Origin of the sequence: Nocardia africana NBRC 100379 (genome assembly GCF_001612635.1) — a bacterium.
Taxonomy (GTDB): domain Bacteria; phylum Actinomycetota; class Actinomycetes; order Mycobacteriales; family Mycobacteriaceae; genus Nocardia; species Nocardia africana.
Genome location: NZ_BDAV01000006.1, coordinates 718,601 through 744,258 on the forward strand (window position 1 = coordinate 718,601; position 25,658 = coordinate 744,258).

General features: G+C 67.8%; 24 protein-coding genes. 10 read left to right on the forward strand and 14 right to left on the reverse strand.

Going from position 1 to position 25,658, the window contains the following annotated elements:
- Positions 1-64: 64 nt before the first annotated feature.
- Both NA3_RS11515 and NA3_RS11520 read left to right on the forward strand, forming a co-directional pair.
- On the forward strand, positions 65-1,291 hold the full coding sequence (locus tag NA3_RS11515; RefSeq protein ID WP_062963646.1) for an RNA polymerase sigma factor: 1,227 nt from the start codon (positions 65-67) through the stop codon (positions 1,289-1,291).
- Positions 1,292-1,321: 30 nt separating this feature from the next.
- Complete coding sequence (locus NA3_RS11520) at positions 1,322-1,915, forward strand: GNAT family N-acetyltransferase (protein ID WP_227995357.1); 594 nt, start codon at positions 1,322-1,324, stop codon at positions 1,913-1,915.
- Here the strand turns inward: NA3_RS11520 and NA3_RS11525 are convergent.
- Entirely contained in the window at positions 1,897-2,343 is a 447-nt protein-coding gene (locus NA3_RS11525) for a hypothetical protein (protein WP_372464245.1), read from the reverse strand. The two genes, NA3_RS11520 and NA3_RS11525, sit on opposite strands and share 19 nt — an antisense overlap.
- Positions 2,344-2,435: 92 nt before the next feature.
- On the opposite strand from NA3_RS11525, the gene NA3_RS11530 reads away from it, so the two are divergent.
- Positions 2,436-3,461, forward strand: a complete 1,026-nt coding sequence (locus tag NA3_RS11530) for a diacylglycerol/lipid kinase family protein (RefSeq protein ID WP_062963487.1) — start codon at positions 2,436-2,438, stop codon at positions 3,459-3,461.
- Positions 3,462-3,695: 234 nt separating this feature from the next.
- Positions 3,696-3,950 carry a WhiB family transcriptional regulator gene (locus NA3_RS11535; RefSeq protein WP_030516005.1) on the forward strand — a complete coding sequence of 85 codons (255 nt, stop codon included), beginning with the start codon at positions 3,696-3,698 and terminating at the stop codon, positions 3,948-3,950.
- A 194-nt stretch (positions 3,951-4,144) separates the two neighbouring features.
- Here the strand turns inward: NA3_RS11535 and NA3_RS11540 are convergent, their stop codons facing one another.
- The 5 genes from NA3_RS11540 to NA3_RS11560 form a co-directional block, all read right to left on the reverse strand.
- Positions 4,145-5,659, reverse strand: coding sequence for a sensor histidine kinase (locus NA3_RS11540; RefSeq protein ID WP_062963488.1), 1,515 nt, complete (start codon positions 5,657-5,659; stop codon positions 4,145-4,147).
- 54 nt (positions 5,660-5,713) lie between these two features.
- The gene (locus tag NA3_RS11545) at positions 5,714-5,929 is read right to left on the reverse strand and encodes a biotin/lipoyl-binding carrier protein (protein WP_062963647.1); all 216 of its coding nucleotides are present in this window, start codon (positions 5,927-5,929) and stop codon (positions 5,714-5,716) included.
- Between the two features lie 73 nt (positions 5,930-6,002).
- The gene (locus NA3_RS11550; RefSeq protein WP_062963489.1) at positions 6,003-6,485 is read right to left on the reverse strand and encodes a hypothetical protein; all 483 of its coding nucleotides are present in this window, start codon (positions 6,483-6,485) and stop codon (positions 6,003-6,005) included.
- Between the two features lie 143 nt (positions 6,486-6,628).
- Positions 6,629-8,782 (reverse strand): molybdopterin oxidoreductase family protein, encoded by a 2,154-nt coding sequence (locus NA3_RS11555; protein ID WP_062963490.1) that lies wholly within the window; start codon positions 8,780-8,782, stop codon positions 6,629-6,631.
- A gap of 77 nt (positions 8,783-8,859) precedes the next feature.
- Positions 8,860-9,660 (reverse strand): DUF8176 domain-containing protein, encoded by an 801-nt coding sequence (locus tag NA3_RS11560; protein WP_128145106.1) that lies wholly within the window; start codon positions 9,658-9,660, stop codon positions 8,860-8,862.
- Between the two features lie 462 nt (positions 9,661-10,122).
- On the opposite strand from NA3_RS11560, the gene NA3_RS11565 reads away from it, so the two are divergent.
- Positions 10,123-11,589 carry a wax ester/triacylglycerol synthase family O-acyltransferase gene (locus NA3_RS11565; RefSeq protein ID WP_062963492.1) on the forward strand — a complete coding sequence of 489 codons (1,467 nt, stop codon included), beginning with the start codon at positions 10,123-10,125 and terminating at the stop codon, positions 11,587-11,589.
- Between the two features lie 28 nt (positions 11,590-11,617).
- Here NA3_RS11565 and NA3_RS11570 read toward each other — a convergent pair whose 3' ends face one another.
- A complete protein-coding gene (locus tag NA3_RS11570) occupies positions 11,618-12,661 on the reverse strand; it encodes an alpha/beta hydrolase (RefSeq protein WP_372464246.1) in 1,044 nt (347 codons plus the stop codon).
- A 1,130-nt stretch (positions 12,662-13,791) separates the two neighbouring features.
- Between NA3_RS11570 and NA3_RS11575 the strand changes: the two genes are divergently transcribed.
- Positions 13,792-15,057: a cytochrome P450 family protein gene (locus tag NA3_RS11575; RefSeq protein WP_227995358.1), complete on the forward strand. Its 1,266-nt coding sequence runs from the start codon at positions 13,792-13,794 to the stop codon at positions 15,055-15,057.
- A 45-nt stretch (positions 15,058-15,102) separates the two neighbouring features.
- Here NA3_RS11575 and NA3_RS11580 read toward each other — a convergent pair whose 3' ends face one another.
- Positions 15,103-15,996 carry a universal stress protein gene (locus tag NA3_RS11580; RefSeq protein WP_062963493.1) on the reverse strand — a complete coding sequence of 298 codons (894 nt, stop codon included), beginning with the start codon at positions 15,994-15,996 and terminating at the stop codon, positions 15,103-15,105.
- Between the two features lie 291 nt (positions 15,997-16,287).
- Between NA3_RS11580 and NA3_RS11585 the strand changes: the two genes are divergently transcribed.
- Positions 16,288-17,556 carry an alpha/beta hydrolase family protein gene (locus tag NA3_RS11585; RefSeq protein ID WP_062963494.1) on the forward strand — a complete coding sequence of 423 codons (1,269 nt, stop codon included), beginning with the start codon at positions 16,288-16,290 and terminating at the stop codon, positions 17,554-17,556.
- 60 nt (positions 17,557-17,616) lie between these two features.
- Here the strand turns inward: NA3_RS11585 and NA3_RS36835 are convergent, their stop codons facing one another.
- The 3 genes from NA3_RS36835 to NA3_RS11595 form a co-directional block, all read right to left on the reverse strand.
- Positions 17,617-17,784, reverse strand: a complete 168-nt coding sequence (locus NA3_RS36835) for a hypothetical protein (RefSeq protein WP_157126545.1) — start codon at positions 17,782-17,784, stop codon at positions 17,617-17,619.
- Between the two features lie 5 nt (positions 17,785-17,789).
- The gene (locus NA3_RS11590) at positions 17,790-18,413 is read right to left on the reverse strand and encodes an SDR family NAD(P)-dependent oxidoreductase (RefSeq protein ID WP_062963495.1); all 624 of its coding nucleotides are present in this window, start codon (positions 18,411-18,413) and stop codon (positions 17,790-17,792) included.
- A gap of 92 nt (positions 18,414-18,505) precedes the next feature.
- Positions 18,506-19,492 (reverse strand): DUF2804 domain-containing protein, encoded by a 987-nt coding sequence (locus tag NA3_RS11595; protein ID WP_218021803.1) that lies wholly within the window; start codon positions 19,490-19,492, stop codon positions 18,506-18,508.
- Positions 19,493-19,701: 209 nt separating this feature from the next.
- Between NA3_RS11595 and NA3_RS11600 the strand changes: the two genes are divergently transcribed.
- From NA3_RS11600 to NA3_RS11610, 3 genes are all read left to right on the forward strand, one after another.
- Positions 19,702-20,358 (forward strand): TetR/AcrR family transcriptional regulator, encoded by a 657-nt coding sequence (locus NA3_RS11600; RefSeq protein WP_227995359.1) that lies wholly within the window; start codon positions 19,702-19,704, stop codon positions 20,356-20,358.
- A 41-nt stretch (positions 20,359-20,399) separates the two neighbouring features.
- Entirely contained in the window at positions 20,400-21,260 is an 861-nt protein-coding gene (locus NA3_RS11605; RefSeq protein WP_062963496.1) for a 3-hydroxyacyl-CoA dehydrogenase, read from the forward strand.
- Between the two features lie 66 nt (positions 21,261-21,326).
- The gene (locus NA3_RS11610; RefSeq protein ID WP_062963497.1) at positions 21,327-23,093 is read left to right on the forward strand and encodes an oleate hydratase; all 1,767 of its coding nucleotides are present in this window, start codon (positions 21,327-21,329) and stop codon (positions 23,091-23,093) included.
- A 7-nt stretch (positions 23,094-23,100) separates the two neighbouring features.
- On the opposite strand, the gene NA3_RS11615 is transcribed toward NA3_RS11610, so the two are convergent.
- From NA3_RS11615 to NA3_RS11625, 3 genes are read right to left on the reverse strand one after another with little or no spacing between them, the layout of a single operon-like run.
- Positions 23,101-23,610 (reverse strand): nuclear transport factor 2 family protein, encoded by a 510-nt coding sequence (locus NA3_RS11615; protein WP_062963498.1) that lies wholly within the window; start codon positions 23,608-23,610, stop codon positions 23,101-23,103.
- Between the two features lie 22 nt (positions 23,611-23,632).
- Positions 23,633-24,493: a TIGR03619 family F420-dependent LLM class oxidoreductase gene (locus NA3_RS11620; protein WP_372464247.1), complete on the reverse strand. Its 861-nt coding sequence runs from the start codon at positions 24,491-24,493 to the stop codon at positions 23,633-23,635.
- On the reverse strand, positions 24,490-25,293 hold the full coding sequence (locus NA3_RS11625; protein WP_062963653.1) for an SDR family NAD(P)-dependent oxidoreductase: 804 nt from the start codon (positions 25,291-25,293) through the stop codon (positions 24,490-24,492). Before NA3_RS11625 ends, NA3_RS11620 begins: the two co-directional genes overlap by 4 nt.
- Positions 25,294-25,658 lie beyond the last annotated feature (365 nt).

Sequence of the window (25,658 nt, forward strand, 5' to 3'; positions counted from 1 at the left end):
CGATCACAGCCGCCCCGGCAGCGGCTCTCCCGACCGCGCCTGCGCCGACCGGGTCGTCGCTGCGGTGGCCGACGCGCATCGCCGGGAGTGGGCGTTCGTGCTGGCGGCGACCGCGCGGGTGACCCACGACCTCGAGCTCGCCGAGGAATGCGTTCAGGACGCGTACGCCCAGGCATTGGTGCGATGGGCCGCGGACGGAATTCCGTCCCGGCCCGCTGCCTGGCTGACCACGGTGGCGCGCAACCGCGCACTGGATCTGCTGCGCCGCCGGTCCACCGCGCGACGGGCGTTGCCGCTGCTGATCGCGGACGAAAAGACCACCACGACAACAGATTTCGATGCGATCGACCCGTACGACCCGCAATTTCCCGACGACCGTCTGCGACTGATCTGCACCTGCTGCCATCCGGCACTGGCCCCGCAGACCCAGGTCGCGCTGACCCTGCGTCTGGTCTGCGGACTCACCACGGCCGAGGTCGCGCGGGCCTTCCTGGTGGCCGAGCCGACGATGGCCGCGCGGATCACCCGCGCCAAGAAGAAGATCGCGGCCGCCCGGATCCCCTACCGGGTGCCGGGCCCCGCGGAACTGCCCGAGCGCATCGAGGCCGTGCTGGCGGTGGTGCATCTGCTGTTCACCACCGGGCACACCGCACCGTCGGGCGACGACCTCATCCGGCGCGATCTCACCGAACGTGCCCTCGATCTGGCGCGGATGCTGCACGGTCTGCTGCCCGAGGACCCGGAGATCGCCGGCCTGCTGGCTCTCCTGCTGCTCACCGACGCCCGCCGCGCGGCGCGGGTGACCCCCGAGGGCGCCATGGTCGCGCTGGCCGATCAGGACCGCGCGCGCTGGGATCGGGAGGAGATCACCCAGGGCATCGCGCTGGTGCGTTTCGCGCTGGAACGGCGGCCGGGACGCTACGCGCTGCAGGCCGCGATCGCCGCAGTGCACGCCGAGGCGCCCAGCTACGACGCCACGGACTGGCAGGAGATCCGCGGGCTCTACGACGTGCTGAGCCGGATCTGGCCCTCGCCGGTGGTCGCGCTCAATCGAGCCGTCGCGATCGGGATGGCCGGCGATCCCGCCGCGGGGTTTGCCGCGCTCGACGCACTCGCCACCGAACCGCAGCTGGCCGGGTACAGCTACCTCCCCGCCGCACGCGCGCACTTCCTGACCGAACTCGGGCGGTTCGACGAGGCGCGGCTCGCCTACTCCGAGGCCCTGCTGCTGACCGAGAACGCCGCCGAGCGTGAATTTCTCGACCGCCGCCTGGCCGAGCTCGACCGATAGGGTGGGCTGATGGAGGCCACCGTTCGTCCCGTGACGGAATCGGAAGTGCCGGAGCTGGCCCGGGTGCTGGGTCTGGCGTTCGACGACGATCCGATCATGCGGTGGTGCATACCGGCCGACCGCACCCGGCCCGCCCGCGCGGCGACCATGTTCGGCACGCTGATCCGGCATCTGTACCTGGCGCACGGGGCGGTCGACGCGGCTTTCGACGAATCGGGCCGGATCGTCGGGGGCGCGGTCTGGTCGCCGCCCGGGCGGTGGAATTCCTCGGACGCCGACCAGCTGCGGATGCTGCCGGCATTGGCGCGTGCGTTCCGGTCGCGACTGCTCGCCGCCGGGCGGATGTCGGATCGGATGAGCAAGGCGCATCCGCACGAACCGCACTGGTACCTCGCCATCGTCGGCACCGATCCCGCGGTCCGCGGTAAGGGCTACGGCCACGCCCTGCTGGCGCCGCGGCTGGCGCACTGTGACGAAACCGGCGCGCCCGCCTACCTGGAATCCAGCAAGTTCGCCAATATCGCCTATTACGAGCGCTACGGCTTCGATCTGCGCGGCGAACTCGACGCCACCGGGGGCGGACCGCTGCTGTGGCCGATGTGGCGTCAGTCCGCGGCGTCGTAGGCCTGGGCCATCCAGCGCACCGACGGCGGCGAGAAGATCAGGCCGAGGGTGACGAGGGCGACCAGCCCGACCGGGACGCCCAGTTCGAACCGATGTGAGCTGAGCATGTACCACGCGGCGGGCAGCAGCAGGACCTGTGCGATCACCACGATGGCCCGGCCCCAGCGCTTCCCGCGCAGCAGGCCGATACCGGCGGCCAGCACCGCGCCGGCCAGGATGACGAACCAGGCGGCGGTGCCGTAGGCCGATTTCGCGGAGGTGTCCGCCGACGTGATGCCCTGCACCACGAGCACGATCGCGATGATCACCCCGATCAGCCCCTCGAGCGTGGCCAGCGCACCCGCGCCGCGCACCGTGCCGGGAGTCGGGTCGGCCGCGCCGCCGGTGGTGCCGCCGGTGCTCTCACTGTCCGCGTTCTGCTTCGCCACCCGCCCAGCGTAGAACCGCGCGAACCGGGCCTCGCACGCGTGGTCGCCTCCACGGCGCGATCCGGTGGCGATCGCTCAGTAGGCTGCTCAGGGTGCGGACGCTGTTGATCGTGAATCCGAATGCCACCTCGACCACTCCGGCCACAAGGGATCTGCTCGCCCACGCGCTGGAGAGCCGCACCCAGCTCATCGTGGCCCATACCCAGCATCGCGGGCACGCCGCCGAATTGGCGCAGTGGGCGACCGATGCCGAGATGGACCTGATCGTGGTGCACGGCGGCGACGGCACGGTCAACGAGACCGTCAACGGCTTCCTCCCCCTGCCGGAACAGGGCATGTCCGGACCGGACCCGGCCGGTGCCGCGGAGTCGGCCGCCGCGCGACGATCGGGCACCTGGATCCCGCGACTGGGTGTGATCCCCGGCGGTTCGGCGAACGTGTTCGCGCGCTCGCTGGGTATCGAGGCGGATCCGGTGGCCGCGACCAACCAGCTCATCGACCTGCTCTCGCTCGACCACGACGACGCGCATGCCGGCGACCGCCGGATCGGCCTGATGGTCGCCGACGGCCGCTGGTGCGCGTTCAGCGCGGGCGTCGGGCTGGACGCCGACGTGTGCGAGGCGATCGATCGCAGTCGCGCCGCGGGCCACGCCGCGACCCCGGCCCGGTATCTGCGCACCACGGTCCGGCAATTCTTCCGGGCCAAGCGGCGCGAGCCGGCGATCACCGTACGTGTGCCCGGACACGAACCGGTGCCGGGCGTGCATTACGCCTTCGTGACGAACACCAGTCCGTGGACGTATCTCGACAGCACCCCGGTGCGCACCAACCCCGGGACGACGTTCGAACGCGGACTGGGTGTGTTTGCGATGCGCACGATGGGGGTATTGCCGACACTGTCGGTTGCCAGGCAACTCCTGGCTTCCGACGGAGATCCGAAGGCCCGCAATTTATTTCGCGTCGACGATGTATCTTCGGTGCGAATCGAGGCCGACGACGAGGTCGGTCTGCAAATCGATGGCGACTTCATCGGCCGCCGCAACGTGGTGGATTTCACCTCGGTGCCGGAGGTGCTCGAAGTGGTCGCTCCCAAGCCGGTATCCGGCCGACACAACTGAGAAACATCGCAGTTGTGCTGCGGAAACCAGCACAAGCGAGTACAAAGGACTCCGCAGGCCCGGCTTTTCAGGGCTTTAGAGCGTGAGCTTCCCCACGGTGCACCCGAAGGCTATTGACATCTACGGTGTTCGTGAAAGCATTCACAAGCAACCGTGCGGAAACATTCGAGACGCACAAGTGAACGGACCACAAACCAGCGGCGCCTTGCGGCGCCCATGCAAAGGAGCAGAGGAATGGACTGGCGCCACAAGGCCATCTGTCGCGACGAGGACCCCGAGCTGTTCTTCCCGGTGGGTAACAGTGGTCCGGCGCTCGCGCAGATTGCCGATGCCAAGCTGGTCTGCGCCCGCTGCCCCGTGACCGCCGACTGCCTGTCCTGGGCCCTGTCCTCCGGACAGGATGCCGGCGTGTGGGGTGGCATGAGCGAAGACGAGCGCCGGGCGCTGAAGCGGCGCAACGCCCGAACCCGCACTCGCAGCGTCGTCTGAGACGCGCGGCGTTACCGGCCCGTAGTACACCGCACAGCCGCGACCGGTAACGCATTTCGGCCCGGCACCGGAAAGGTGCCGGGCTTCACTGTTTTTGATGCCGGATTGTTTTCCCGCCCTATTTCGCATAACCATTGGACGGCGATTCGGACTTATCCGATTTCCGCGAGTGGCGGTGCTTGCGCGAGGCGCTTTCAGCGCGAGTTGCGGCGACCCAGCGGTACCCGCAGCACCGCGTCGGTGCCGATATCGGCGCCCGGATGCAAACCGATCGAGCCCCCGAGTTCCGCGGTGACCAGAGTGCGCACGATCTGCAATCCCAGCCGATCGGAACCGTCCAGGCTGAATCCCTCCGGCAATCCGCGCCCGTCGTCGCTGATGATGACATCCAGCCAGCGCGCCGAACGCTCGGAACGTATTGTGACAGTTCCATTTTCGCCTGCGTCGAAGGCATGCTCGATCGCGTTCTGCACCAATTCGGTCAGCACCATCACCAACGGCGTCGCGCGTTCGGCCGAGAAAACCCCCAGCGAACCGTCGCGGCGGACCTTGATGCGCGCGGTGTGCACGGTCGCCACATCGGCCATGATCGGCAGCAGGCGGTCCACCACCTCGTCGAGGTCGACCTCCTCGTCCACCGACATCGACAGCATCTCGTGCACGGAGGCGATGGAGGTGACGCGGCGCACCGATTCGGTGAGCGCCACCCGGGCCTCCTCGTTCTCGGTGCGGCGCGCCTGCAGGCGCAGCAGCGCGGCGACGGTCTGCAGGTTGTTCTTCACCCGATGATGGATCTCGCGGATGGTGGCGTCCTTGGACAGCAGCGCCCGGTCGCGGCGCTTGACCTCGGTGACGTCGCGGACCAGGACCGCGGCCCCCGCCAGTTCACCGTGCGGGCGTAGCACCAACGTGCGCAGCAGCACCGTCGCGCCGCGCGCCTCCACCTCCATCCGCCGGCCCGATTTGCCGGCCAATGCGGCCTGGATGTCGCTGACGACTTCCTGCGCGTCGAACGGATCGGTGATCAGCGAGCGGGTCGACTGGGCCAGATCCTGTCCGGCCAGTTCGCTCTGCAGGCCCATGCGGTGATACGCCGACAACGCGTTCGGGCTGGCGTAGACGACCAGGCCGGCGGTGTCGAGGCGGATGAAGCCGTCCCCCGCGCGCGGGCTGGAATGGGAGCCGGTGCGATCCTCCAGCGTGGGGAAGGTGCCGTCGGCGATCATCTGACACAGATCGTCGGCGCAGCTCATATAGGCGTGTTCGAGACTGCCGCGGACCTTCGACCGCTGCATGTCGGTGTCGCGGCCGAGCACGGCGATGACGTCGGTGCCGCAGCGCACCGGAATACCCTCGCGGATGACCCGCGCGGGGGTGGGATGGTAGACGCCGGTGGATTCGCCGTCGCCCTCCACGCGCACGATCTCCCCCGAGCTCAGGGCCTGGAAGATCTGCGGATGCTCCTGGCGCGAGGCCAGCGACCCCACCAGATCGTCGGGCTGCACGGTCGGGGCGGTCGTGGGCCGGCACTGGGCGACGCACACCACGTCGGCCCCGTCGGTGACCGGGCCGATGCCGACCCACAGCTGCAGATCGGCGAACGACAGATCGGCCAGCAGCTGCCAATCCCCCACCACGCGCTGCAGATGATCTACCGCCGCACCGGGGAGATCGGTGTGTTCGGCGAGCAGATCACTAAGAGTGGACACGGGAACAAAGGCTACGGCACGCGCCCGCGAGCCGAAGTCGTGTCGCGGCGGAAGCTACGAGATGACGGCGATCAGATCACCCTTCTGCAGGACGTCGCCGGGCTTCACATTGATCGAGGCCACGGTTCCGTCCGACTCGGCCACCACCGGAATCTCCATCTTCATCGATTCCAGCAGGACCAGGGTGTCACCTTCATGCACCGCCGCACCCTCCTGCGCGACGATCTGGAAGACGGTCGACACCATCTCCGCGAGCACTTCCTCAGCCATGACACCCTTCCGGTCGATCGGCCCGTATCCGCTGACGGTACAGCCAACCACATCCGTAGCGACAGCGTCCGATTCAGTCCCGGTCTCGATCATCGGCAAGCGGATTCGGCCCTGGTTCATCCGCCACGATCCAGCGACCGGTTGCCGGGACCGCGCACAGCACGAGAATCAGCAGGCTCACGACGATCGGAACGAACAGGAAGGAGAAACCTCGGTTGAGGAGTTGCGCAACGCTCGCGATCAGTGCCGCGCCCGAAGCGACGATCAACAGGAAACGACCCGTCTTCAGGTACGCCAGCAGAAGGAACCCGCCGACGCACCATGCCAGCCCGATGCCGACGGCGACGATCCCCATGACGACCAGGTCTGTGTTCCCGCCGGTGTCCGGATATTCGCGGGCGTGATCCTCGATCGCGACGACCGTGTAGAGAACCCACATGATTCCGCCGAATCCGGCGAGTGGACCGAAGACCAGCGCGGTGACGGCCGCGGTGACGGCGGTCGCGCCATGGGGGGCCGGCGTCGGTAACCCCGGATGATCGTGCGGATCTTTCACGCCCGTCCCTATCGTCTGTCGTTCGTGCGAACCTATCGCACCGCGCCTGCGCCTCCGGACCTCCGCGGCCGGCGCGCCCCTCGAACAGTCGCCCTACAGCCCCGGCGATAGGTCACCCGCGAATCGCTTTGTGCCCGAGCATATTACGCGGTAGCGCTCACCTTGACCCAGGTGTTGTTGACCGCGGCGGTCCCGGACAGCGGATCGACCAGCGCCGGGTCGTGGAGGAGGTTGACGTTGGCGCCCGGGAGCGAGGCGGCGACCCGCCAGCCCACGCCGGGTTCGCGGTGGCCCCAGCCGTGCGGGATCGCGACCGTGCCGGGGCGGATATCGTCGCCGACCTCGAGAGTCACCACGATCGAACCGGTCGGCGAGGAGACCGTGACCGGTTCGCCGTCGGCCAGCCCGCGCGCGCCGGCGTCGGCCGGGTGCATGAGGACGGTGCAGCGATCGCGGCCCTTCACCATGGCCGGGACGTTGTGCAACCAGGAGTTGTTGCTGCGCAGGTGGCGTCGTCCGATCAGGCGCAGATCGAATCCGCCGGCTGCGGTGCGCGGTGCGGCCGGCAGATCGGCGAGCAGTTTCGCCACCTCGGCACGGAATTCCGGCGGCGCCAGCCGGACCTTGCGGTCGCGAGTGCCGATCAGCGTGCGCAGGCGCGGGCGCAGCGGTCCGAGATCGATCCCGCCCGCGCAGGCGCGCAGCTTGGTGATGGTGAGGCCCGCACGGCCGCGGCGCAGCACGCCGTACGGACCGGCCGCGATGCCCAAGGCGGCCAGCCGCATAGGCGAGAGTCGTTCGAAGACCGCGTTGAGCGCCCTGCCGGTGAGGCGTCGCGCGGGCAGCGGCACCACCTCGGTGACCAGCCGCGCCAGGATCTGCCAGTCCTCGAGGCCGTCGGCCGGCGGCTCGAAGACCCTGGCGTCGTAGCGCAGGTTGTTGCGCACGCTGAACACCGGGAACAGCAGATTGACGTCCTCGCGCTCGAGCTGGGACACCGGCGGCAGGATGATGTCGGCGTGCCGGGTGGTCTCGGTGACGTACATGTCCACGGCCACAAAGAAATCCAGAGATTCCAGCGCCGCGTCCAGGCGTCCCCGCTGTGGTGTCGACAGCACCGGATTGCCGGCATAGGTGACCATCGCCCGGATCTGCCCGCGGCCCTCGGTGAGGATCTCGTCGGCCAGCGCCGCCACCGGCAGTTCGGAACGGAAGGACTTGTAGCGGCCCGACCGATCGGTCCACGCCCCGTGCCCCATCGGCAGGTATTTGGCGTATCGGGCGGCGTCGACCGGCGCGGTCGCGAACATCTGCCCACCCGCCCGGTCCAGATTGCCGGTCACCGCGTTGATCGTGTTCACCAGCCAGTGCGTGAGCGTGCCGGTCACCTGCTGACATACGCCGATCCGCGCGTAGAGCACGGCCGAGCGCGCCGCGGCATGGTCGCGGGCGAAACCGCGAATGGTCTCGGCGTCGACACCCGCATGCGGGGCAGCCAGTTCGGGAGTGCACTGCGCGACGGTCTCGCGCAGTTCGTCCCAGCCCGAACAACGCGCGCGCACGGCCCGCTCGTCGCACAACTTCTCGTCGATCAGCACGTGGAGCACGGCCAGCAGCAGATACACGTCCCCACCGGGAACGACCGCGATGTGCCGATCGGCCAGTCGCGCGGTCTCGGTGCGGCGCGGATCGATCACCACGACGGTGCCGCCGCGCTCACGCACCCGCTTGATGCGCTGCTTGGCGTTCGGCATGGTGGTCACCGACCCGTTCGACACGGCCGGATTCGCGCCCAGGATCACCAGCCGGTCGGTGCGGTCGATATCGGCGACCGGCATCAGGACATTGGATCCGAACATCCGCCAGGCCGCGAACTCCTGCGGGAACTGATCGATCGACGAGGCGGAGAAGAAGTTGCGGGTCAGCAGCGCCACCCGCAGCAGTACGCCGTAGAGCACCGAAGAACTGTGTGCCGCAGGGTTTCCCAGATACATGCCGATCGCGCTCGGACCGTATTCGGAGCGGATCGCGCGCAGCCGCTGCCCGATCTCCCGGAAAGCCTCGTCCCAGCCGATCGGCTCGAACCGATCCCCGACTCGGCGCACCGGCGTGCGGAGCCGGTCCGGGTCGTGGTGCAGGGCACCCATCGCGGTGGCCTTCGGGCAGATATATCCCTCGGACAGCACATCGTCGGGGTTACCCTCGATCCGGACGACGCGGTCACCCTCGACGGTGACCCGGATTCCACAGTGCGCCTCACACAGAGTGCACTGTCGCGAAACAATGCGAGTATCCATGGCACATCCTCTCACGGGCGCGGCATCTCGCAGCGTACCGGCGTCCGCGGCATCGGTACAGCCCCGCCGGATCGTCGCTAGCGGCCGCGGATCTCGTAGAGCAGGGTGCGGCCGTCGCGGACGACCGTGCGCACGGATTGCCGGTAGGTCGTATGGCCGCCGTCGGGCCGATACTCCTCGATATCCACATCGAACAGATCGGGCTCGCGCGTGGTGATGTGGACGCAGTACGTGGTCCCGACCGGGATCACGGTGTCGATCGCCTGCTGCAACCCCTCCGCGGGGGCGACGTTGACGGTATCCGGGGCGACGAACGCCTGGGCGCGCTCGCCGCTGCGCTCGGTGTAGTACGAATATTCGAATCCCAGAATCGAATTCGGCCCGTCGGTGATGCCACCGGCGCCGTTGCCCACCACGATGCCGTCGTGCGCCTCGGCCGGACATGCCGGAGTCCGCGGCCCCGGGGCCGGGGCGCTGGTTGCGGTGGAGCCGGCCGGAGCGGGGGTCGTCGAGGTAGCGACCGCGGCGGCGGTGCCCGGCTCCTTCCGCGTCGCCGTGACCGTCAGGGCGATTCCGGCACCGGCGAGGGCGAGCACGACGACGGCGGCCGACGCGGCGATCCACCATTTGCGGCCACGAGGCCGGCGCGGCGGACGCGTCGCCGGACCCAGTGCGAGCTGGATGGCATCGGGATCGATCGCCCATTCCGGCGACTCCGGTGGGCGCCGGACGATTCGCGGCGGCGAGGCCGCGGGGCGGGAATCCCGCAGCGGCGGTGGCTGCGGCGGACGGGGCGGCGAATACCACTCGGCGGAGCCCACCGGCGGCCCGAACGGTTGCGGCGCGTGCCCGGGCGGCCGGTTGGATTCAGAACTCATCACATCCCTCACGCCCGCTGCTGTCCCGCGGGGAAGACGATGCCAGCACTTGCCCGGGTGCACAACCGGAAGCCGCTCCCAGCAGTGGGAGGTACTCCTTGCCATTCACGCACGATCTTGGCTACGGATCTGCATCGAGGGCGCTTCCGGCAATCATGCGGGGAACGTATCGGCCATAACACTGCCGAGCCGAATTAATACACAACAGCTATCACTGCATGGAATCGATAGTTGGTCGTGGCCGCCCGGAGTGACCGCTCAGACCACCCACCATCCACGCGCTCATTGGGGTTTCCCGCATTCTTCGCGAGAGGAGTTTCGCATTGTTCGGCCGTCGCGAATTTCCGCACCGGATTTCCCGCCGCCACCGCGGTATCAGCGGCCGCGACTGTAGACTCCGCCGCAGAAAGAATTGTGCGGACGAATTCTCTCCGTCCGCACAATGTCCGGCCAGGAGTAATCATGACGACGAAAACGATCCGCGACGCGGGCAGCGGTCTCCACGTCACCGTCGAACAACTGAGTCCGCGCGATGCGGTATTCGTCTACGACGAGTTCGAGCGGCATCCATCGAATATCGTCGCGGCCTACGTTTTCGCCGGCGCGGCGGACGCGACCGGATCCGAAGGCCGGACGGTGAGCCGGACAGAGGTGCGGGCATGGATGCGGGAGCGGCTCGGTTACGCACCGCTGTTCCATCGCCGGCTGGAACACGCACCGGGCGACGTCGACCTGCCGTACTGGGTCCCCGACCCGAGCGTCGACATCGATCGTCACGTGACGATCGAGGAACGCGCGTCGTGGCCCTGGGCGCAGGTGCGGGAGCGCCTGGCCGAAATCGCCGCGGCCCGTATGGATCTCACCCGACCGCCGTGGGAGCTGCACCTCTTCGACCGCGTACACGGTTTTCCCGGGACCACCGAGCCGGTGAGGATCGTGGTGCTGAAGTTTCATCACAGCGTCGGCGACGGTGTGGCCACCCGCGCACTCGAGATGAGACTGTTCGGCGCGGCGGACACCCATCCGCCACTCCCCACAATCGATCACCGCTGGTCGCAGCGCGCCGCACTGCTGCGCGCCGCCGCCGTCACGCCGTATCGGTTCGCCCGTTTCGTCTCCGGCGTGGCCCGTACGCGGGCGGCGGCACGCACGGTCCGGGCCGCGGTCGCGGATAACCTGCTCCGCGAACCGATTCCGCTGCGTCCCGCCACGCGGTTCAATCGCCGCATCGGCGCGAGGCCCGTCTTCGATCTCGTCACCCTGCCACTCACGCAGGTCAGGGCGGCGAAAGCGGCGGTCGCGGAACGCATTACGGTCAACGACCTGCTGCTGGCCGTCGTCTCGGGCGCACTCTCGGCCTATCTCGGCGAACACGGCGAAACCCCGCCCGAATCCCTGAGCGCGATGGTGCCGATCTCGATGCGCGGGCTCGCCCAGTGGAATTCGGCGAATCAGCTGTGCCAGATGTCGGTGGACCTGCATACGGACCTCGCCGATCCGCTGGAACGCCTGCGCGCGATCCGGCAATCGACCCGGGACGAGAAGCAGCGCTGGGCCGACCCGGCGGTGATCGCCCGCGAGAGCCGTATGCAGACCTCACCCGCCTGGCTGCTGCGGCTGGCCGGATGGGCTCGCGCACAGCGAGATTTCGACGACGCCGACACGGTGCCGCTGTCCAACACCACCGTCAGCAATGTGCCGCCGGTCGCGGACCGTCTGGAATTCCTCGGCGCACCGGTGATCAGCGTCTTCGGTGTCCTTCCGATCATGGACGGCGACGGGCTGCGGCATCTGATCACCTCCCAGGGAGATCAGGTGGTGATCGCGGTCAGCTCCGACGCGGGCATGCTCCCGGATCCGGCGCGCTACGGCGAACTGCTGCTGCGCTCGTTCCGCGAGCTGAGTGAACATCTCACAACCGGGGGGTGATCGGCCGCCCGGCGGCGCGCGGATCGGATCAGTCCGCGCCGATCGCCGCCGCCATCATCGGCCATGATTTGTGCAGGTCGTCCTGCCAATAACCCCACGAGTGGGTCCCGGCCGGGTGGAAGTTGTAGGTGATGTCCGTGCGTCCGAGTTCCCGGGTGCGCTCGGCGAGTTTGGCCGTGCAGTAATTCGCCGCCGATTCGATACCGCCGCCGAGCAGCACCTGATTCGCCAATACCCCGGTGTTCGCCCGCACACTCGGGTCGGCGAGGCTGTCGTGCCGGCCGGGAAGTCCGCTGGCGCTGGAGATGTACATCGGGATTCGCGGCAGCCGGTCGGCGTGCAGATACGGGTCGTGCGCCTTCCAGCCCTCACCCCCGACCGGCCCCCACATATTCGTCGCATCGCCCTTGCCCAGGCTGATTACCAGGCTGACGAACGACTGGCCGATCGGGTCGCTGGTCATCGCGCAACCGCTGTACGCGGAGACGCTCCGATAGAGCGCGGGCGCCTCGATCGCCAGATCCAGCACCGAGGTCCCGGCCATCGAGATGCCGGCCAGCGCGTTGACGCCGGTGGCGCCGAAGGCCGAATCGACCACGGGCGGAAGCTCTTCGGTGAGGAAGGTGGCCCACCTGTTCCGGCCGTTGTTGTTCAACTTCTTCGCCAGGCCGGGGTCGTCGCGTTGCCAGTCGGTGTAGTAGCTGAACGCGCCCTCCATCGGGATCACCACGTTGACGTGCTTGTCGGCGAAGAAGTCCGCGGCGTCGGTCTGCGCCAGCCAGGTCGCGGCGTCCTCGCCGCCGCCGGCGCCGTTGAGCAGATACAGCGTGGGCGCCGGGGTATCGGTGTCCTTCGCGCGCAACACCTGCAGCGCGATGGCGCGATCCATCGACGGCGAGTAGACACTGATCTGAAGGACACGTCCAGGACCTGCGGTTTCGCTGACGATGTGCGCCGCCGGCGCGGCCAAGACGGTCGGCGCGACCGACGTCCACAGCAGGGCGGCCGCCCCGAGATATGCCCCCAGACAGGCGATCACGCGTACCACGCCGGTCCTCTTACCGCTCGACACCACTACCACCTCTACACACCACTGTGGGGGCGCACCCGGTCCGAGTGAGCCCCCACAATCGACAACTGGATTATTTTCCGGCGGCCGGGGTGCCACCGCTGAGGGTGATGAGCGCATTCACGATGGTGGTTCCGACCGAACCGGCGCTCTGTGTGCCCATTCCCAGAATATCGATGAGCGATCCCATATCTTTCTCCTACATATCCGTGCATCGAGTTACCGCGCGCAACCCGATGAATACGAGCGGTTGCGTCGAATTACTTGACGATGTTTCCGAGCGATCCGAGGAAGGTTGCCCAGAGCCCGTCACCCGCGACTGCGGAACCCAGGGCCGGAATCAACGCGGTAAGCAAGTCGCCCATCGAACCCATCGATGAATCTCCTTTTGTGAGCGTGTTCAATCGCCTCTCAGGCGCCGGAATCACGTCTGAGAGTTATCGGTCACGGCCGGTACCGGTTAGTGACCGAGGCAACATATCAAGCGTCCACTTTTCAAGCAAGCGCCTCCTCTAAAACCTGGAGCCGCACTTCAGCCCGAAAATAGCTACTTTTCAGCAACTTCCAGCTGGAATCGGCTCCCTCGAACCGGACCGCAGTCCGCGAGACGAACGGCGTGACGCTCGGCGAGTTACCTTGCTCGACAACACGTTTCACTTCCGGCCGGAAGTTTCGTGTCGCGCGGAATCGGGTACAGGTTTGTGCACGCACCACATCGCTCGACGGTCTCGGCAGGTCCTCGAGACCCTTCGTTTTGCTAGGAAATTTTTTTTCGGAACCCCGCCGGAGACCCGACACCCCCGGGAATCGGGCACACAACGCCGCTCGAGACCGGTGATCCCGGCCGTGCGGACGGTGTGCGATGATCATGACGAACAGCTCGGACGGCCGGCCGCTTCCTCGTCGCGGAGGCCGAAGTTGTTCTCTCCATGGGCTTTTCCTGGTCAATAGACCGAGTGCTAGTGCTCGACCCTCACCGATGCCTGCCCGGCGGGACGCCCTCCACAGCTGCGTCGTCGCCCTGGGTTTGCCGCGCCGTTACGCCGTGTCGACTCGTCCTGTCTCCGGCCTGCCCGCGGCGCCGCATCGGCCGCACATCGGATGTCGATCGAACATCGAAAGGACTTTGGCACGTGACATATTCGGATTCGGTGCAGGCCGCGGACGCGATCCTCGAACTGACCGACGACTTCTACCAGGACCCGCACGCGGTCTACCGGGAGCTCCGGGCCCGCGGCCCGATCCATCGCATCCGGCTGGACGGGGTGCTGGGCTGGTTGGTGGTCGATCACGACGTCGCCAAGCAGGCCTTTCTCGAGCCCGGAATCAGCAAGAAGATCGGCTCCCCGGAAGGCCGGGCCGTGCTGGCGCAGAACGGCGCGGTCGACCAGTTCAACGGCGCGATCAACGACAATATGCTGTTCGCGGACCCGCCGCAGCACACTCGCCTGCGCAAACTCGTGACCAAGGCCTTCACCGGCCGCGCCATCCGCGAACTGGGTCCCCGCATCACCACCATCGCGGACGAACTGCTCGCGGAGATGGGCACCCGCGATCGGGTCGACCTGCTGGACGCCTATGCCTTTCCGCTACCGGTCGCCGTGATCTGCGAACTGCTGGGTGTTCCGGACGACGACAAGGACGATTTCCGCGCGTGGACGGCGGTGGTCGTCAACGATTCCGCGCCGATCGAGGAGCGCACCACCGCGGGCATCGGTTTCTTCACCTATATGACGAAGCTGATCGCCGCGCGTACCGACAGCCCCGGCGACGATCTGCTCTCGGAGCTGATCGTCGCGAAGGAGGACGGCGACCGGCTCGACCAGAGCGAGCTGATCTCGATGCTGTTGCTCCTGCTGGCGGCCGGGCACGAAACCACGGTCAACCTGATCGGCAACGCGGTCTACGAGATGCTGCGGAATCCGCACATCGCCGACCGGCTGCGGGCCGAGCCGGAAACCGTTCCGGCCTATGTCGAGGAAATTCTGCGCAGCCAGGGGCCGGTGCACCTGGCCACCGCGCGCTACACCACCCGGCCGATCGTGCTGGGCGGCCGGGAGATAGGCGCCGGCGAATTCATCATGATCTCGCTGGCGGCCGCCAACCGCGACGCCGACCGCTTCACCCACCCGGATCGGATCGACGTCGATCGTGCGGACACTCGGCATATCGCCTTCGGGCACGGCATCCACTTCTGCCTCGGCGCGGCCCTGGCCCGGATGGAGGCCACCATCGCGATCAACCGGCTGCTCGATCGTATTCCGGAGCTGTCCCTGGACCCCGAGTACGGGGAACCGATCTGGCGTCGGAGTCTGCTGATCCGCGGACTCGCGGCGCTGCCGGTGAGCATGGCGCCGGCGAACGAGCCGGAGTTGGAGTTGGAGTTCTCGGCGGTGTGATCGACGGATATCGCCGGGCGGCCGGTCTGCCGCCCGGCGTCGGTCTCACCGCCTGCGGACCACGATCACCGGGCATTCGGAGGACTGCAGCAGGGCATGGCTGGTCGAACCGAGCAGCATGCCGGTGAATCCGCCGCGGCCGTGACTGCCGACCACCACCAGCTGGGAGTGTTCGGATTCGGCGAGCAGCGCACGAGCCGGCCGATCGGCCCAGACCACCGGCCGCACATCGACATCCGGATACTGTTCCCGCCATCCGGCCAGACTCTCCGAGAGAGCGGCGCGCTCCGATTCGCGCACGGCGTCCCAGCCGGCCACCGCGACCTCGGGCAGGCTGATATCGCTCCAGGTGTGCACGGCGATCAGCGGCACCTTCCGCCGCGACGCCTCGTCGAAGGCGACGCCGATGGCGGGTTCGCTGTTCTCGGTGCCGTCGACACCGACCACCACCGGCTTCGCCGCGGTCACCATGTCGGTCGCGGAATTTCCGGGGATCACCGCGACCGGGCAGTTCGCCCGCTGCACCACCGCCGAACTCACCGAACCGAGCAGCACCCGCCGGACGGCGCCACGCCCGCGACTGCCGACCACCACGCGATAGGCCCGTTCCGAGCGTTTGATCAGGGTCGGGATGATCGGATCGAACACCAGCTCGGCATCGACCTCCAGCGGCCCCTCGACCAATCCGGCGATCCGGCGCGCCTCGGCGACGATGCGCTCACCGTCCGCGCGCACCCAATCGGCCCCACCGGTCCACACCTCCGAGCCGAAACCGGTCGGCAGCGTGGCCGAGGTGACGATGTTCAGACGCCGCCCGTGCAGCACGGCGTCGACCGCCGCCCAGGCCACCGCCTGATAGGAAATCTCCGAGCCGTCGACGCCGACCAGGATGGGCCGGTCGGGCTCGTCCGCGGTATGCGCGTCAACCGATTCCGTCATAGGTCGCTCCACTTCATCTCGGCGAGCGGTTTCCGCGCCGAGATTACCCGGGAGAACGGGAGGCGGCATCGTTCGTTCCGAATAAGTAACGCCAATCGCGGCCGACGGTGGTCACGCCGGGCAGACGGCGCATGCCGCTCGATGCAGCAATTTCTCAGCGTACGGCGTCGCGGTTCCCGGCACGAACGTCGAACCGCCTAGTTGCGCGCAGGTATCGATATGCAGACAAGTTGAGCCACAATGGTTCCGGCGCGGTGGTCGGTCTCTACACGGCGCGGTTATGTTGGATCCATGTCTCGCGATTCGACACCGGCCAAGATCGCCCGCAATCGCCGGGCGCGACTCGGTCCGCTGGTGGTCGTCGCGGCATTGGCATCGATCGCGACCGCGGCCGCCGCCGCGTCGGCGGACCCCTCCGACACGACGGCCGCATGGGAGGGGCAGGCCTTCTACGACGCACCGGCCGGGGCGATCGCCGGACCGCACGGCTCGGTGATCCGGGCCCGCAGCATCACCGGCGATCCGGGCCTGCCCGGGGCGCGGAATCTGCTCGTGCTGTATCGCTCGGTGGATCTGCAGGGCCATCCGGTCGCGGTCTCGGGAACGCTGGCGGTGCCCGACGGCACACCGCCACCGGACGGCTGGCCGCTCATCTCGTGGGCGCACGGCACCACCGGAGTGGCCGATATCTGCGCCCCCTCGCGCGACACCGGTCCCGACTACCCCGCCCACGACTACACCGCGCAGGTGCGCGAGGTACAGCAGCGCTGGCTCGCGGCCGGATACGCGGTGGCGCAGACCGATTACCAAGGGCTCGGCACACCGGGCCCGCACGGCTACCTGATCGGCGCCACCGAGGCGCGCGCCGTCGCGGATATGGCGCTGGCCGCCCGCGAACTCGACGCGTCGATCGGCACGCGGTGGGCGGCGATCGGCCACTCGCAGGGCGGCCAGGCGGCGATCTTCACCGATGCGCAGGCCCGCGCCTGGGCACCCGGACTCGATCTGCGCGGTGTGGTGGCACTCGCACCGGCGTCGCAGGTGGAATTCGGCATCGGAGCGCAGCGGCTGGCGAGCACGGTCGGGGCGGGCGCTGCCCTGACCGGCGCGCTCGGCAACTCGAATGCGTTCCTGCCGTTACTGATTCGCGGCGCGCAGACCGCCGGGAACATCGATCCCTCCCGCTTCCTGACCCCGCGCGCACTGAGCCTGCTGCCCGAGGCCGACACCGGATGCCTCGGCGCCTTGCGCGCGCCGGACAGCTGGGGCGGCCTGCCCGCCGACGCGGCGTTCAGTCCGCTCGGCGACGCCACACCCCTCCTCCGCGTCCTGACCGACAACGATCCCAGCACACTGCGCATCGACGTGCCGCTGCTGGTGGCGCAGGGCAGCGACGACACGACGGTGCCCCCGCGCGCGACCGACGCGATGGTCGCCCGTCTGCGCCTGGCCGATCAGCAGGTCACCTACCGGACCTACCCCGGCGCCGACCACCGCGGCATCCTGCAGGCCTCACTCCCCGACGCCCTCGCCTGGATCGACGCGCGCTTCGCCTCCTGAATCCGACTCGGCTCCAGGACATTCGGACGCTCCGTGACAGGCCGGCGCTGCCGCCTTCGTCTATTTCCCGGCGTATATCTCTCGCATGTTCTTGCCCATGAGGGCGACGGCGGTCTTGCGGGGCAGTATTCGGGACAGCAGTGTGCCGTTGAAGCGGTTGGCGCGACCGGGGATCACCGAGGGTTGTCTGCCGAGTGCGGCCAGGCCGGCGGCGACCACCGGGGCCACCGGCATCACCTTCGGGGAATTGCGGACCGTGCGCGGCTGGTCGGCGCGGTAGCCGGGGTGTCGGTGGGGCCGGGCACGACCGCGACGACGTCGACGCCGTGCGGACGCCATTCGTCCCACAGTGATTCGGCGAGATTCAGTGTCAGCGCCTTGGTGCCCGCGTACGAGGCGTACATGGGGGTGCCGAGCAGGCCGGACATGGAGCTGAGCAGAATCACCCCGCCGCGGCCGCGGTCGATCATCGGCGGGACGAATCGGTGCAGCACGGTCATCATCGCGGTCACGTTGATATCGATCGTCTTCAGATGCCGTTCCAGCGGTGTATCCAGCCACATGCCACACACCGAGAGCCCGGCGTTGTAGACGATCAGGCCCAGTTCGATGTCGTCGACCAGCAGCGCCACCGATTCCAGCACCTCGGGCGCGGTGATGTCGCCGGTGACGGTGTGGGTGCGGATTCCGTAGCGGTCGGCCAGATCCGTTGCCAGCGTGTCGAGTTCGTCCTTCTCGAGCGCGACCATGACGAGGCTCAGGCCGCGCTCGGCGAGCTGACGGCAGAATTCGGCCCCCAGTCCCAGTGCGGCACCGACCACCAACGCCCACGGCCCGTACCGCTGCGGAAAGCTCATCTGCTGTCTCCTCGACCTCGATCAGAAACGGGTGCGAGTCCGATCATCGCATCCGAGAACGCGATAGCTGTTGCGAGTACGTAGCGTTCGGATCACCAGCGGTTGCGCGCCTCTTCCGCCCAGCCGGTGAGGCCGTCGAACTCCACCCAGTCCCCCTCGTCGGTGCGGGCGCGGCCGGTGAAGTGCCCGAAACACTGATGGGTGTCGTTGGCCAGGACTCCCAGCGCGGTCCGGGATTCGCGCACATGGAAGGGAGTGAACTCCACGGCGACGCGCGGGCCGCGAATCCGCCAGGGCCGCAACCAATCCCGGCGGTCGTACTCCCATTCCAGCTCATCGCCGATCTTGTGCAACCGGCCGCGCACGAACAGCGCGTTCTCGGTCGAACCGGTGCCGTCGGTCCACCTGCCGCCGAGCTGGATCGCCGTCTCCGGACCGCAGCCCGCGGCCCAGTTCCACGCGATGGAGTACGGCCACTTCCCGCGTCCGTGATCGAGGACGGCGAACCCGTCGTCGATCACGTAGGCGACGCCGTCCACGGTGAGGGTGCCCGATACCGGACGGCCGAGATCCTTCACGGTGTACTGGAAGCGCTTTCCACTCCACGGCACCACGACACCGAGCGATTCGTGTCCCGCCGGCAGCCCGGCCGTCAGATCGATATCGATGCGCGGGGTGGCGGCGTGAATCCTGGTGCCGCCCGGATCGTTTCGCAATTCGATCACCAGATCGCCGGCATGTCCGGACGCGGTGCCGACACCGCTGCGATCGGGAAGGTGCACACCGCGGGCGAACGCCTTCACCACATCCTTGACGATCTCGGTGCCGTTCGCCCGATCGAGGATATAAATCCCCTGCAGCCCGGCGTAATCCAGCGACGTCAGCACGATTCCGATGATGTGGCCGGGGGTGACGATGCCCCAGTACTCCCACCGCTTGGTGCGACCCCAGCCGCGCAGATTCGCCCGGTGCAGCGGCCGCCGAGTCCAGCCCACCGCGTCGGGATTCAGCCGGCCCCGCGGCGTGCACAGATCGACACTCGCGGTGATCTCACGCTCGGTGGTCACCCGTTCGGCCATCGTGGCCCTCCTTCGCTGCCGCGGTCGCCGCGACCACGGTCGGTCCATTGTCGCGGGCGGGCCGGCCATCACGAACGGGCCACGCCTGGGACGAGGCCATGACCGGCACAGATGTCCGAGGTCATGCTGGACGTGTTGCGCTTCCAGTAGCTCTGAGTATGCTCATTAATGAGTGCACTCATTCTTATCTGACCGATAGGAGGTGTCGGGTGGCGAGTACACAGCAGAGCCAGCAGGTCGGGCGGCGGGCGCGCAATATGCGCGAGAAGCAGAGCCGGATCTTCGAGGTGGCCGCGCGGTTGTTTGCCGAACACGGGTTCGCCGCCGTCACCACCCAGCAGATCTCCGATCGGGCCGATATCGCCGCGGGCACGTTGTTCCGCTACGCCTCGTCCAAGGGCCAGCTGTTGCTCATGGTCTACAACGAGGATTTCCGGTCGGCACTCGAGACCGGCGCCCGCCGCGCGCGCGATATCGCCGATCCGGTCGGCGCGATCACGGCACTGCTGCGGCCGATCCTGGTCGCGGCCGCGCGCAATACCGAGAACACCATCGCCTACCAGCGCGAATTGCTGTTCGGCCCGCCCGAGGAAACCTACCGGGAACAGGGGCTGGCGTTGGTGGCGCGGCTCGAGTCGGTCCTCGCCGAAATCCTGCTGACCGCTGTTGCGGACTCCGGCGAGCCGACGGCCGCGCAGCGGGAGGCGGCTCGCCTGGCGGGCCGCAGTCTCTTCGCGGTACTGCACATGGCACTGGTGCGCCCGTCCACCGGCATCCACCCCCACCACGATCCCATCGACGATCTGCACGCCCAGATCGCTCAGCTCGTCGCCGGTTTCCGCAGCGCCGCGGCCACCGGAATCTGAAGAACACCAACGCGGGCCACGGTCCGCAGAACGGAGTCGACATGTCCGGCACGATTCGCAAGGTGAGCGTCCTCGGGACCGGAGTCCTGGGATCCCAGATCGCCTTCCAGACCGCCTTCCACGGTTTCGAGGTGACCGCCTACGACATCAACGACGAGGCGCTGACAGCGGCGCACGAGCGTTTCGACAAACTCGCGGCCACCTACCGTGAGCAGGTACCGGGCGCGGGCGACGGCAAGGCCGAGGCCACCGCCGCGGGCATCGCGCTCACCAGCGATCTCGCCGAGGCCGCCCGGGACGCGGACCTGATCATCGAGGCGGTGCCCGAGGTGCTGTCGATCAAACAGGACACCTATCACCGGCTCGGCGAACTCGCGCCCGAGCACACCATCTTCGCCACCAACTCCTCGACGCTGCTGCCCAGCGATATGAAGGACGCCACCGGGCGCCCGGACCGATTCCTCGCTCTGCACTTCGCGAATCAGGTGTGGCACTTCAACACCGCCGAGGTCATGGGTACCGAGGACACCGATCCGAAGGTGTACCAGGCGGTGGTGGAATTCGCCCGTGCCATCGGCATGGTGCCGATCGAACTGCACAAGGAGAAGGCCGGCTACGTCCTCAACTCGCTGCTCGTGCCGTTCCTCAACTCGGCGATGGCGCTGGCGGCGGGCGGCTACGCCGAGCCGAAGGCGGTCGACGAGACCTGGCGCATCGGCACCGGCGCACCCGCCGGCCCCTTCCAGATCCTCGACATCGTCGGTCTCACCACGCCGTACAACATCCTGGTCAACAGCGGCGAGGACGGCCAGAAGCTGGCGCAGTGGCTGAAGTCGGAATACATCGACAAGGGCAAGCTCGGCCTGGCCAGCGGTGAGGGCTTCTATCGATACAACGCGTAAGGGGTTACAGCACAGTCACATTCGATAGTCGGGGCGCGAACAACCTACAGGCAGGAGAAGACCCGGATGTACTACAGCAGCGGCAACTACGAGGCGTTCGCTCGCCCGCGCAAACCCGAGGGCGTCGACGACAAGACGGCGTGGTTCGTCGGGGCGGGCCTGGCCTCGCTGTCGGGCGCGGCCTTCCTGATCCGCGACGGGCAGATGTCCGGTGACCGGATCACCATCCTGGAGCGCTTGAAGCTGCCCGGCGGCGCGCTCGACGGAATCAAGGAGCCGGCAAAGGGTTTCGTCATCCGTGGTGGCCGCGAGATGGAGAACCACTTCGAATGCCTGTGGGATCTGTTCCGATCGGTGCCCTCGATCGAGATCGAGGGCGCGAGCGTTCTCGACGAGTTCTACTGGCTGAACAAGGACGATCCGAACTACTCGCTGCAGCGCGCCACCGTGGATCGCGGACAGGACGCGCATACCGACGGGCTCTTCGCGCTGAACGACAGGGCACAGAAGGACCTCGCGAAGATCTTCCTCGCCACCCGCGAGGAGATGGAGAACAAGCGCATCGACGAAGTGTTCGGCAAGGACTTCCTGCAAAGCAACTTCTGGCTGTACTGGCGCACGATGTTCGCCTTCGAGGAGTGGCACAGCGCGCTGGAGATGAAGCTGTACCTGCACCGGTTCGTCCACCACATCGGCGGACTGCCGGACTTCTCGGCACTGAAGTTCACCAAGTACAACCAGTACGAATCGCTGGTGCTGCCGCTGTATCGGTGGCTGCTCGATCAGGGCGTGACGGTCCGGTTCGATACCGAGGTCACCGACATCGACTTCGACATCACCCCGGATCGCAAGCAGGCCACCGGTATTCACTGGGTTTCGGACGGGGTCGAGGGTGGCGTCCGGCTGGGCCCGGACGATCTGTTGTTCACCACGATCGGGTCGCTGGTGGAGAACTCCGACGAGGGCGATCACCACACCCCGGCGAAGCTGAACGAGGGACCGGCACCCGCATGGGAATTGTGGCGGCGGATCGCGGCCGTGGACCCCGCCTTCGGCCGCCCCGACGTCTTCGGATCCCATATCCCCGAGACCAAATGGGAATCGGCGACGGTCACCACGCTCGATCAGCGCATCCCGGAATACATCCGCAAGATCTGCAAGCGGGATCCGTTCAGCGGCAAGGTCGTCACCGGCGGAATCGTCACCGCCCGCGATTCGAGCTGGCTGCTGAGCTGGACGGTGAACCGGCAGCCGCACTTCAAACAGCAGCCGGCCGATCAGATCGTGGTGTGGGTCTACTCGCTGTTCGTCGACAAGCCGGGCGACTACGTGCACAAGACGATGCAGGAGTGCACCGGCGAGGAGATCACCCAGGAGTGGCTGTACCACTTGGGCGTTCCGCTCGACGACATCCCGGAACTGGCGGCCGAGGCGGCGAAGTGCGTGCCGGTGATGATGCCGTACGTCACCTCGTTCTTCATGCCGCGCCAGGCCGGTGATCGGCCCGACGTGGTGCCGGAGGGCGCGGTGAACTTCGCCTTCATCGGCCAGTTCGCCGAAACGAGCCGGGACTGCATCTTCACCACCGAGTACTCGGTGCGCACCGGTATGGAGGCCGCTTATCGGCTGCTGGGCATCGAGCGCGGCGTGCCGGAGGTGTTCAACTCCACCTACGACGTCCGCAGCCTGCTCAACGCGGTCGGCCACATGCGCGACGGGGCCGCGCTGAAGATTCCGGGTCCGGAGGCGTTGCGGCGCAGGCTCATCGGGAAGTTGGAGAGTTCGGAGGTCGGGCAGCTGCTCTCCGAGTACGGGCTCATCGCCGACAAGTAGACGGGATTCAGTCGCGGGGATCGGTCTTCGGCCGGTCCCCGCTTCGCCGCGCGAAGGTGGACAGGAGTTCCCGTGCCTGCTCACCGCCGTCGAGCAGGCGCCCGGTGCGGCGGGCGATGCGCCACCCGTCGGATTCGCGGCGAAGTTCGAGCCGGTGCACACTCGCGCGCAGCACCTCGTAACCCTCCGATTCGCGGTGTATCAGCAGTGATTCGAAGACCGCGAGCGCCTCGTCGCCGTCGATATCGATGCGTGCGGGGCCCTGGAAATGCGCCGAACCGGACCTGATCAGGCCCTGATGTGCGGGCGAGTGCACCATCGCGCGCACCTGGTCCCGGCCCCGCATCCGCCATCCCTCGACATCGTATTCGCCGTCGGGACACCATAATTCGGCAGTCGCCTCGGCCTCTCCGGCGTCCACCAGCGGTCCGTAGGAGGCGATGAGGCGCATGATCGCCAGTTCGTCCTCTACCCGCCGCAATCGGCGCAGGACGTCCGTCGGTTCGATCTCGGCCATCGCGTTCTCCTCTCTCTCGGGCTCACCGGTTCGCCAGTTCGGCCAGTACCGCCAGCTGATCGCAGTACTGGTCGGCCGAGTTCGCGGTGACGGTACATCCGGCCAGTGTGGCGCCCGCATCCGCGAGAGCCGCCAGCCGCCGCGTCACCCGGTCCGGCTCGCCCAGCGGGTCCAGCGGACCGGCGGGGAGCACCACCTCGAACCCGGGCGGCGAATCGACCTGCGAGAGCATCGTTTTCAGCTCGGCCGTCGGCAACCCGAACGGCATCCACCCATCGCCGAAGCGGACCGCGCGGCGCAGCGAGCGCATGGTTCGCCCGCCCACCCAGATCGGCACCCGGAACTGCACTCCGGCCGGTTCGACGATCATCCCGGAGAAGCTGTAATGCGTTCCGGCATACTCGGGTTCGCGCACGCCGAACGCGGCGCGCAGCGCGGCTATCGCATCGTCGGCGCGCTCTCCGCGCCCCTCCCAGGTGGCCCCGAGCAGATCGAATTCCGCCCGCAGAGATCCCACCCCGACCCCCAGGACGACCCGCCCGCCACTGATCCGGTCCAGGGTGCCGTAGCGCTTGGCGATCTCGAGCGGGTGGTGGTACGGCAGCACCAGCACCGAGGTGGCGAGCCGGATCCGGGTGGTGCGGGCGGCCAGATACGACAGCGTGGCCACCGGATCCCAATAGGTCGCACCTCGGGACGCGGCCACCGACGCCGGTACCGCGGTGTGTTCACTGCAGGTGAGGTGGTCGAATCCGAGCCGATCGGCGGCCTCGGCGATGCGGGCGAGCTCGTCCGTCCCGGCGTCGGCCTCCCACGGCGAGTACTGCCCGGGAAACCGCACCACGATCGGCGAGGACAGGGCCAGGCGCAGCGGCGCGCTCATCGCGGATCCGGTTCGGCGCCGATCAGCTTCTGCATCCGGCGATGCCCGCCCAGCACGATCGCCGCCCGGTCCGGACCGCTGCTGCGCGCCGCCGTCTCGGCATTGCCGCCCGCGACGAACACCGGTCCGTTCGCCAGCTGCTCGAGCCCTTCGCGCGCCACATCGGCCGGTTCGGCCACGAGCATTCCGGGAATGTCGAAATTCAATCCCGCCCGCGCCATCGCCGGCGTCCGGGTGACACCCAGCACCAGATGCAGCACATCGACGTTGTAGTCCCGCAGTTCCAGCCACAAGCTCTCGGCGAAGATCCGCAGATACGCCTTGGAGCCGCCGTAGACGGTGTGGCGGGCCGAACCGCAGTACCCGGTGAGCGAGCCGACCAGCACGATGCCGCCGCGGCGCCGTTCGCGCATGCCACGCCCGAAATGATGGACCAGCGCCAGTGGCACGGTGACGTTCAGCGCGTTCATGGCGGCGAACGCATCGAGATCGCCGTCGAGGAATTCGGCACTGTGGGTGTTGGCCCCCGCGTTGTAGACGAGCAGACCGACCTCCACGTCGGCGGTGGCGGATTCGACGCGAGCCGGTGCGTCGGCCGCGGTGAGATCGACCACCACCGTCCGGACCTGGACACCACGGGCGGCAACACGGTCGGCGGTCTCGGCCAGCGGGCCTTCCCGCCGCGCCAGCAGGACGATATTGATCCCCGCGGCGGCGAGCCGGTCGGCGAACTCCGCGCCGACCCCCTCCGAACCGCCGGCGATGACGGCCCACGGTCCGTAGCGGTGCGGATCGATGATGTCGTTCGGTTCTGCGGCCATGCCCGGACGGTAACCGAAACACGTTTCGGCTCGGCGCGCGCTCCCGCTCACCGGACACTCCGCACCGCGAAGGAAAGCACTGCTCAGGGTGAAATGAACGCTGTTCACTAAATTGCCCAAAGATGCTGTGCCGCAACGTTTTCAGTTCGTGATCATGCCGATCGCCCACACGACGCATTCGCCAGTATTTTCGAACATGGTTGCCGAGCAGCGTTTTCCCGGAAACGGGACACTCGGTATCACATTTCTTCATTTCGAAAACTCGCCGTGAAACTTGCATTTCGAAGGCGCCGGACGGCGTGAACACTTCGGGTAGCGCACCCTCGAGGTCGGGGTTATGCTCG

Bases quoted from the DNA above. Each gene is read 5' to 3' on its own strand.
- NA3_RS11535 (WP_030516005.1), top strand. From the start codon at position 3,696: ATGGACTGGCGCCACAAGGCCATCTGTCGCGACGAGGACCCCGAGCTG.
- NA3_RS11545 (WP_062963647.1), bottom strand. From the start codon at position 5,929: ATGGCTGAGGAAGTGCTCGCGGAGATGGTGTCGACCGTCTTCCAGATC.
- NA3_RS11555 (WP_062963490.1), bottom strand. From the start codon at position 8,782: ATGGATACTCGCATTGTTTCGCGACAGTGCACTCTGTGTGAGGCGCAC.
- NA3_RS11560 (WP_128145106.1), bottom strand. From the start codon at position 9,660: ATGAGTTCTGAATCCAACCGGCCGCCCGGGCACGCGCCGCAACCGTTC.
- NA3_RS11565 (WP_062963492.1), top strand. From the start codon at position 10,123: ATGACGACGAAAACGATCCGCGACGCGGGCAGCGGTCTCCACGTCACC.
- NA3_RS11580 (WP_062963493.1), bottom strand. From the start codon at position 15,996: ATGACGGAATCGGTTGACGCGCATACCGCGGACGAGCCCGACCGGCCC.
- NA3_RS11585 (WP_062963494.1), top strand. From the start codon at position 16,288: ATGTCTCGCGATTCGACACCGGCCAAGATCGCCCGCAATCGCCGGGCG.
- NA3_RS11590 (WP_062963495.1), bottom strand. From the start codon at position 18,413: ATGAGCTTTCCGCAGCGGTACGGGCCGTGGGCGTTGGTGGTCGGTGCC.
- NA3_RS11595 (WP_218021803.1), bottom strand. From the start codon at position 19,492: ATGGCCGAACGGGTGACCACCGAGCGTGAGATCACCGCGAGTGTCGAT.
- NA3_RS11605 (WP_062963496.1), top strand. From the start codon at position 20,400: ATGTCCGGCACGATTCGCAAGGTGAGCGTCCTCGGGACCGGAGTCCTG.
- NA3_RS11610 (WP_062963497.1), top strand. From the start codon at position 21,327: ATGTACTACAGCAGCGGCAACTACGAGGCGTTCGCTCGCCCGCGCAAA.
- NA3_RS11615 (WP_062963498.1), bottom strand. From the start codon at position 23,610: ATGGCCGAGATCGAACCGACGGACGTCCTGCGCCGATTGCGGCGGGTA.
- NA3_RS11620 (WP_372464247.1), bottom strand. From the start codon at position 24,493: ATGAGCGCGCCGCTGCGCCTGGCCCTGTCCTCGCCGATCGTGGTGCGG.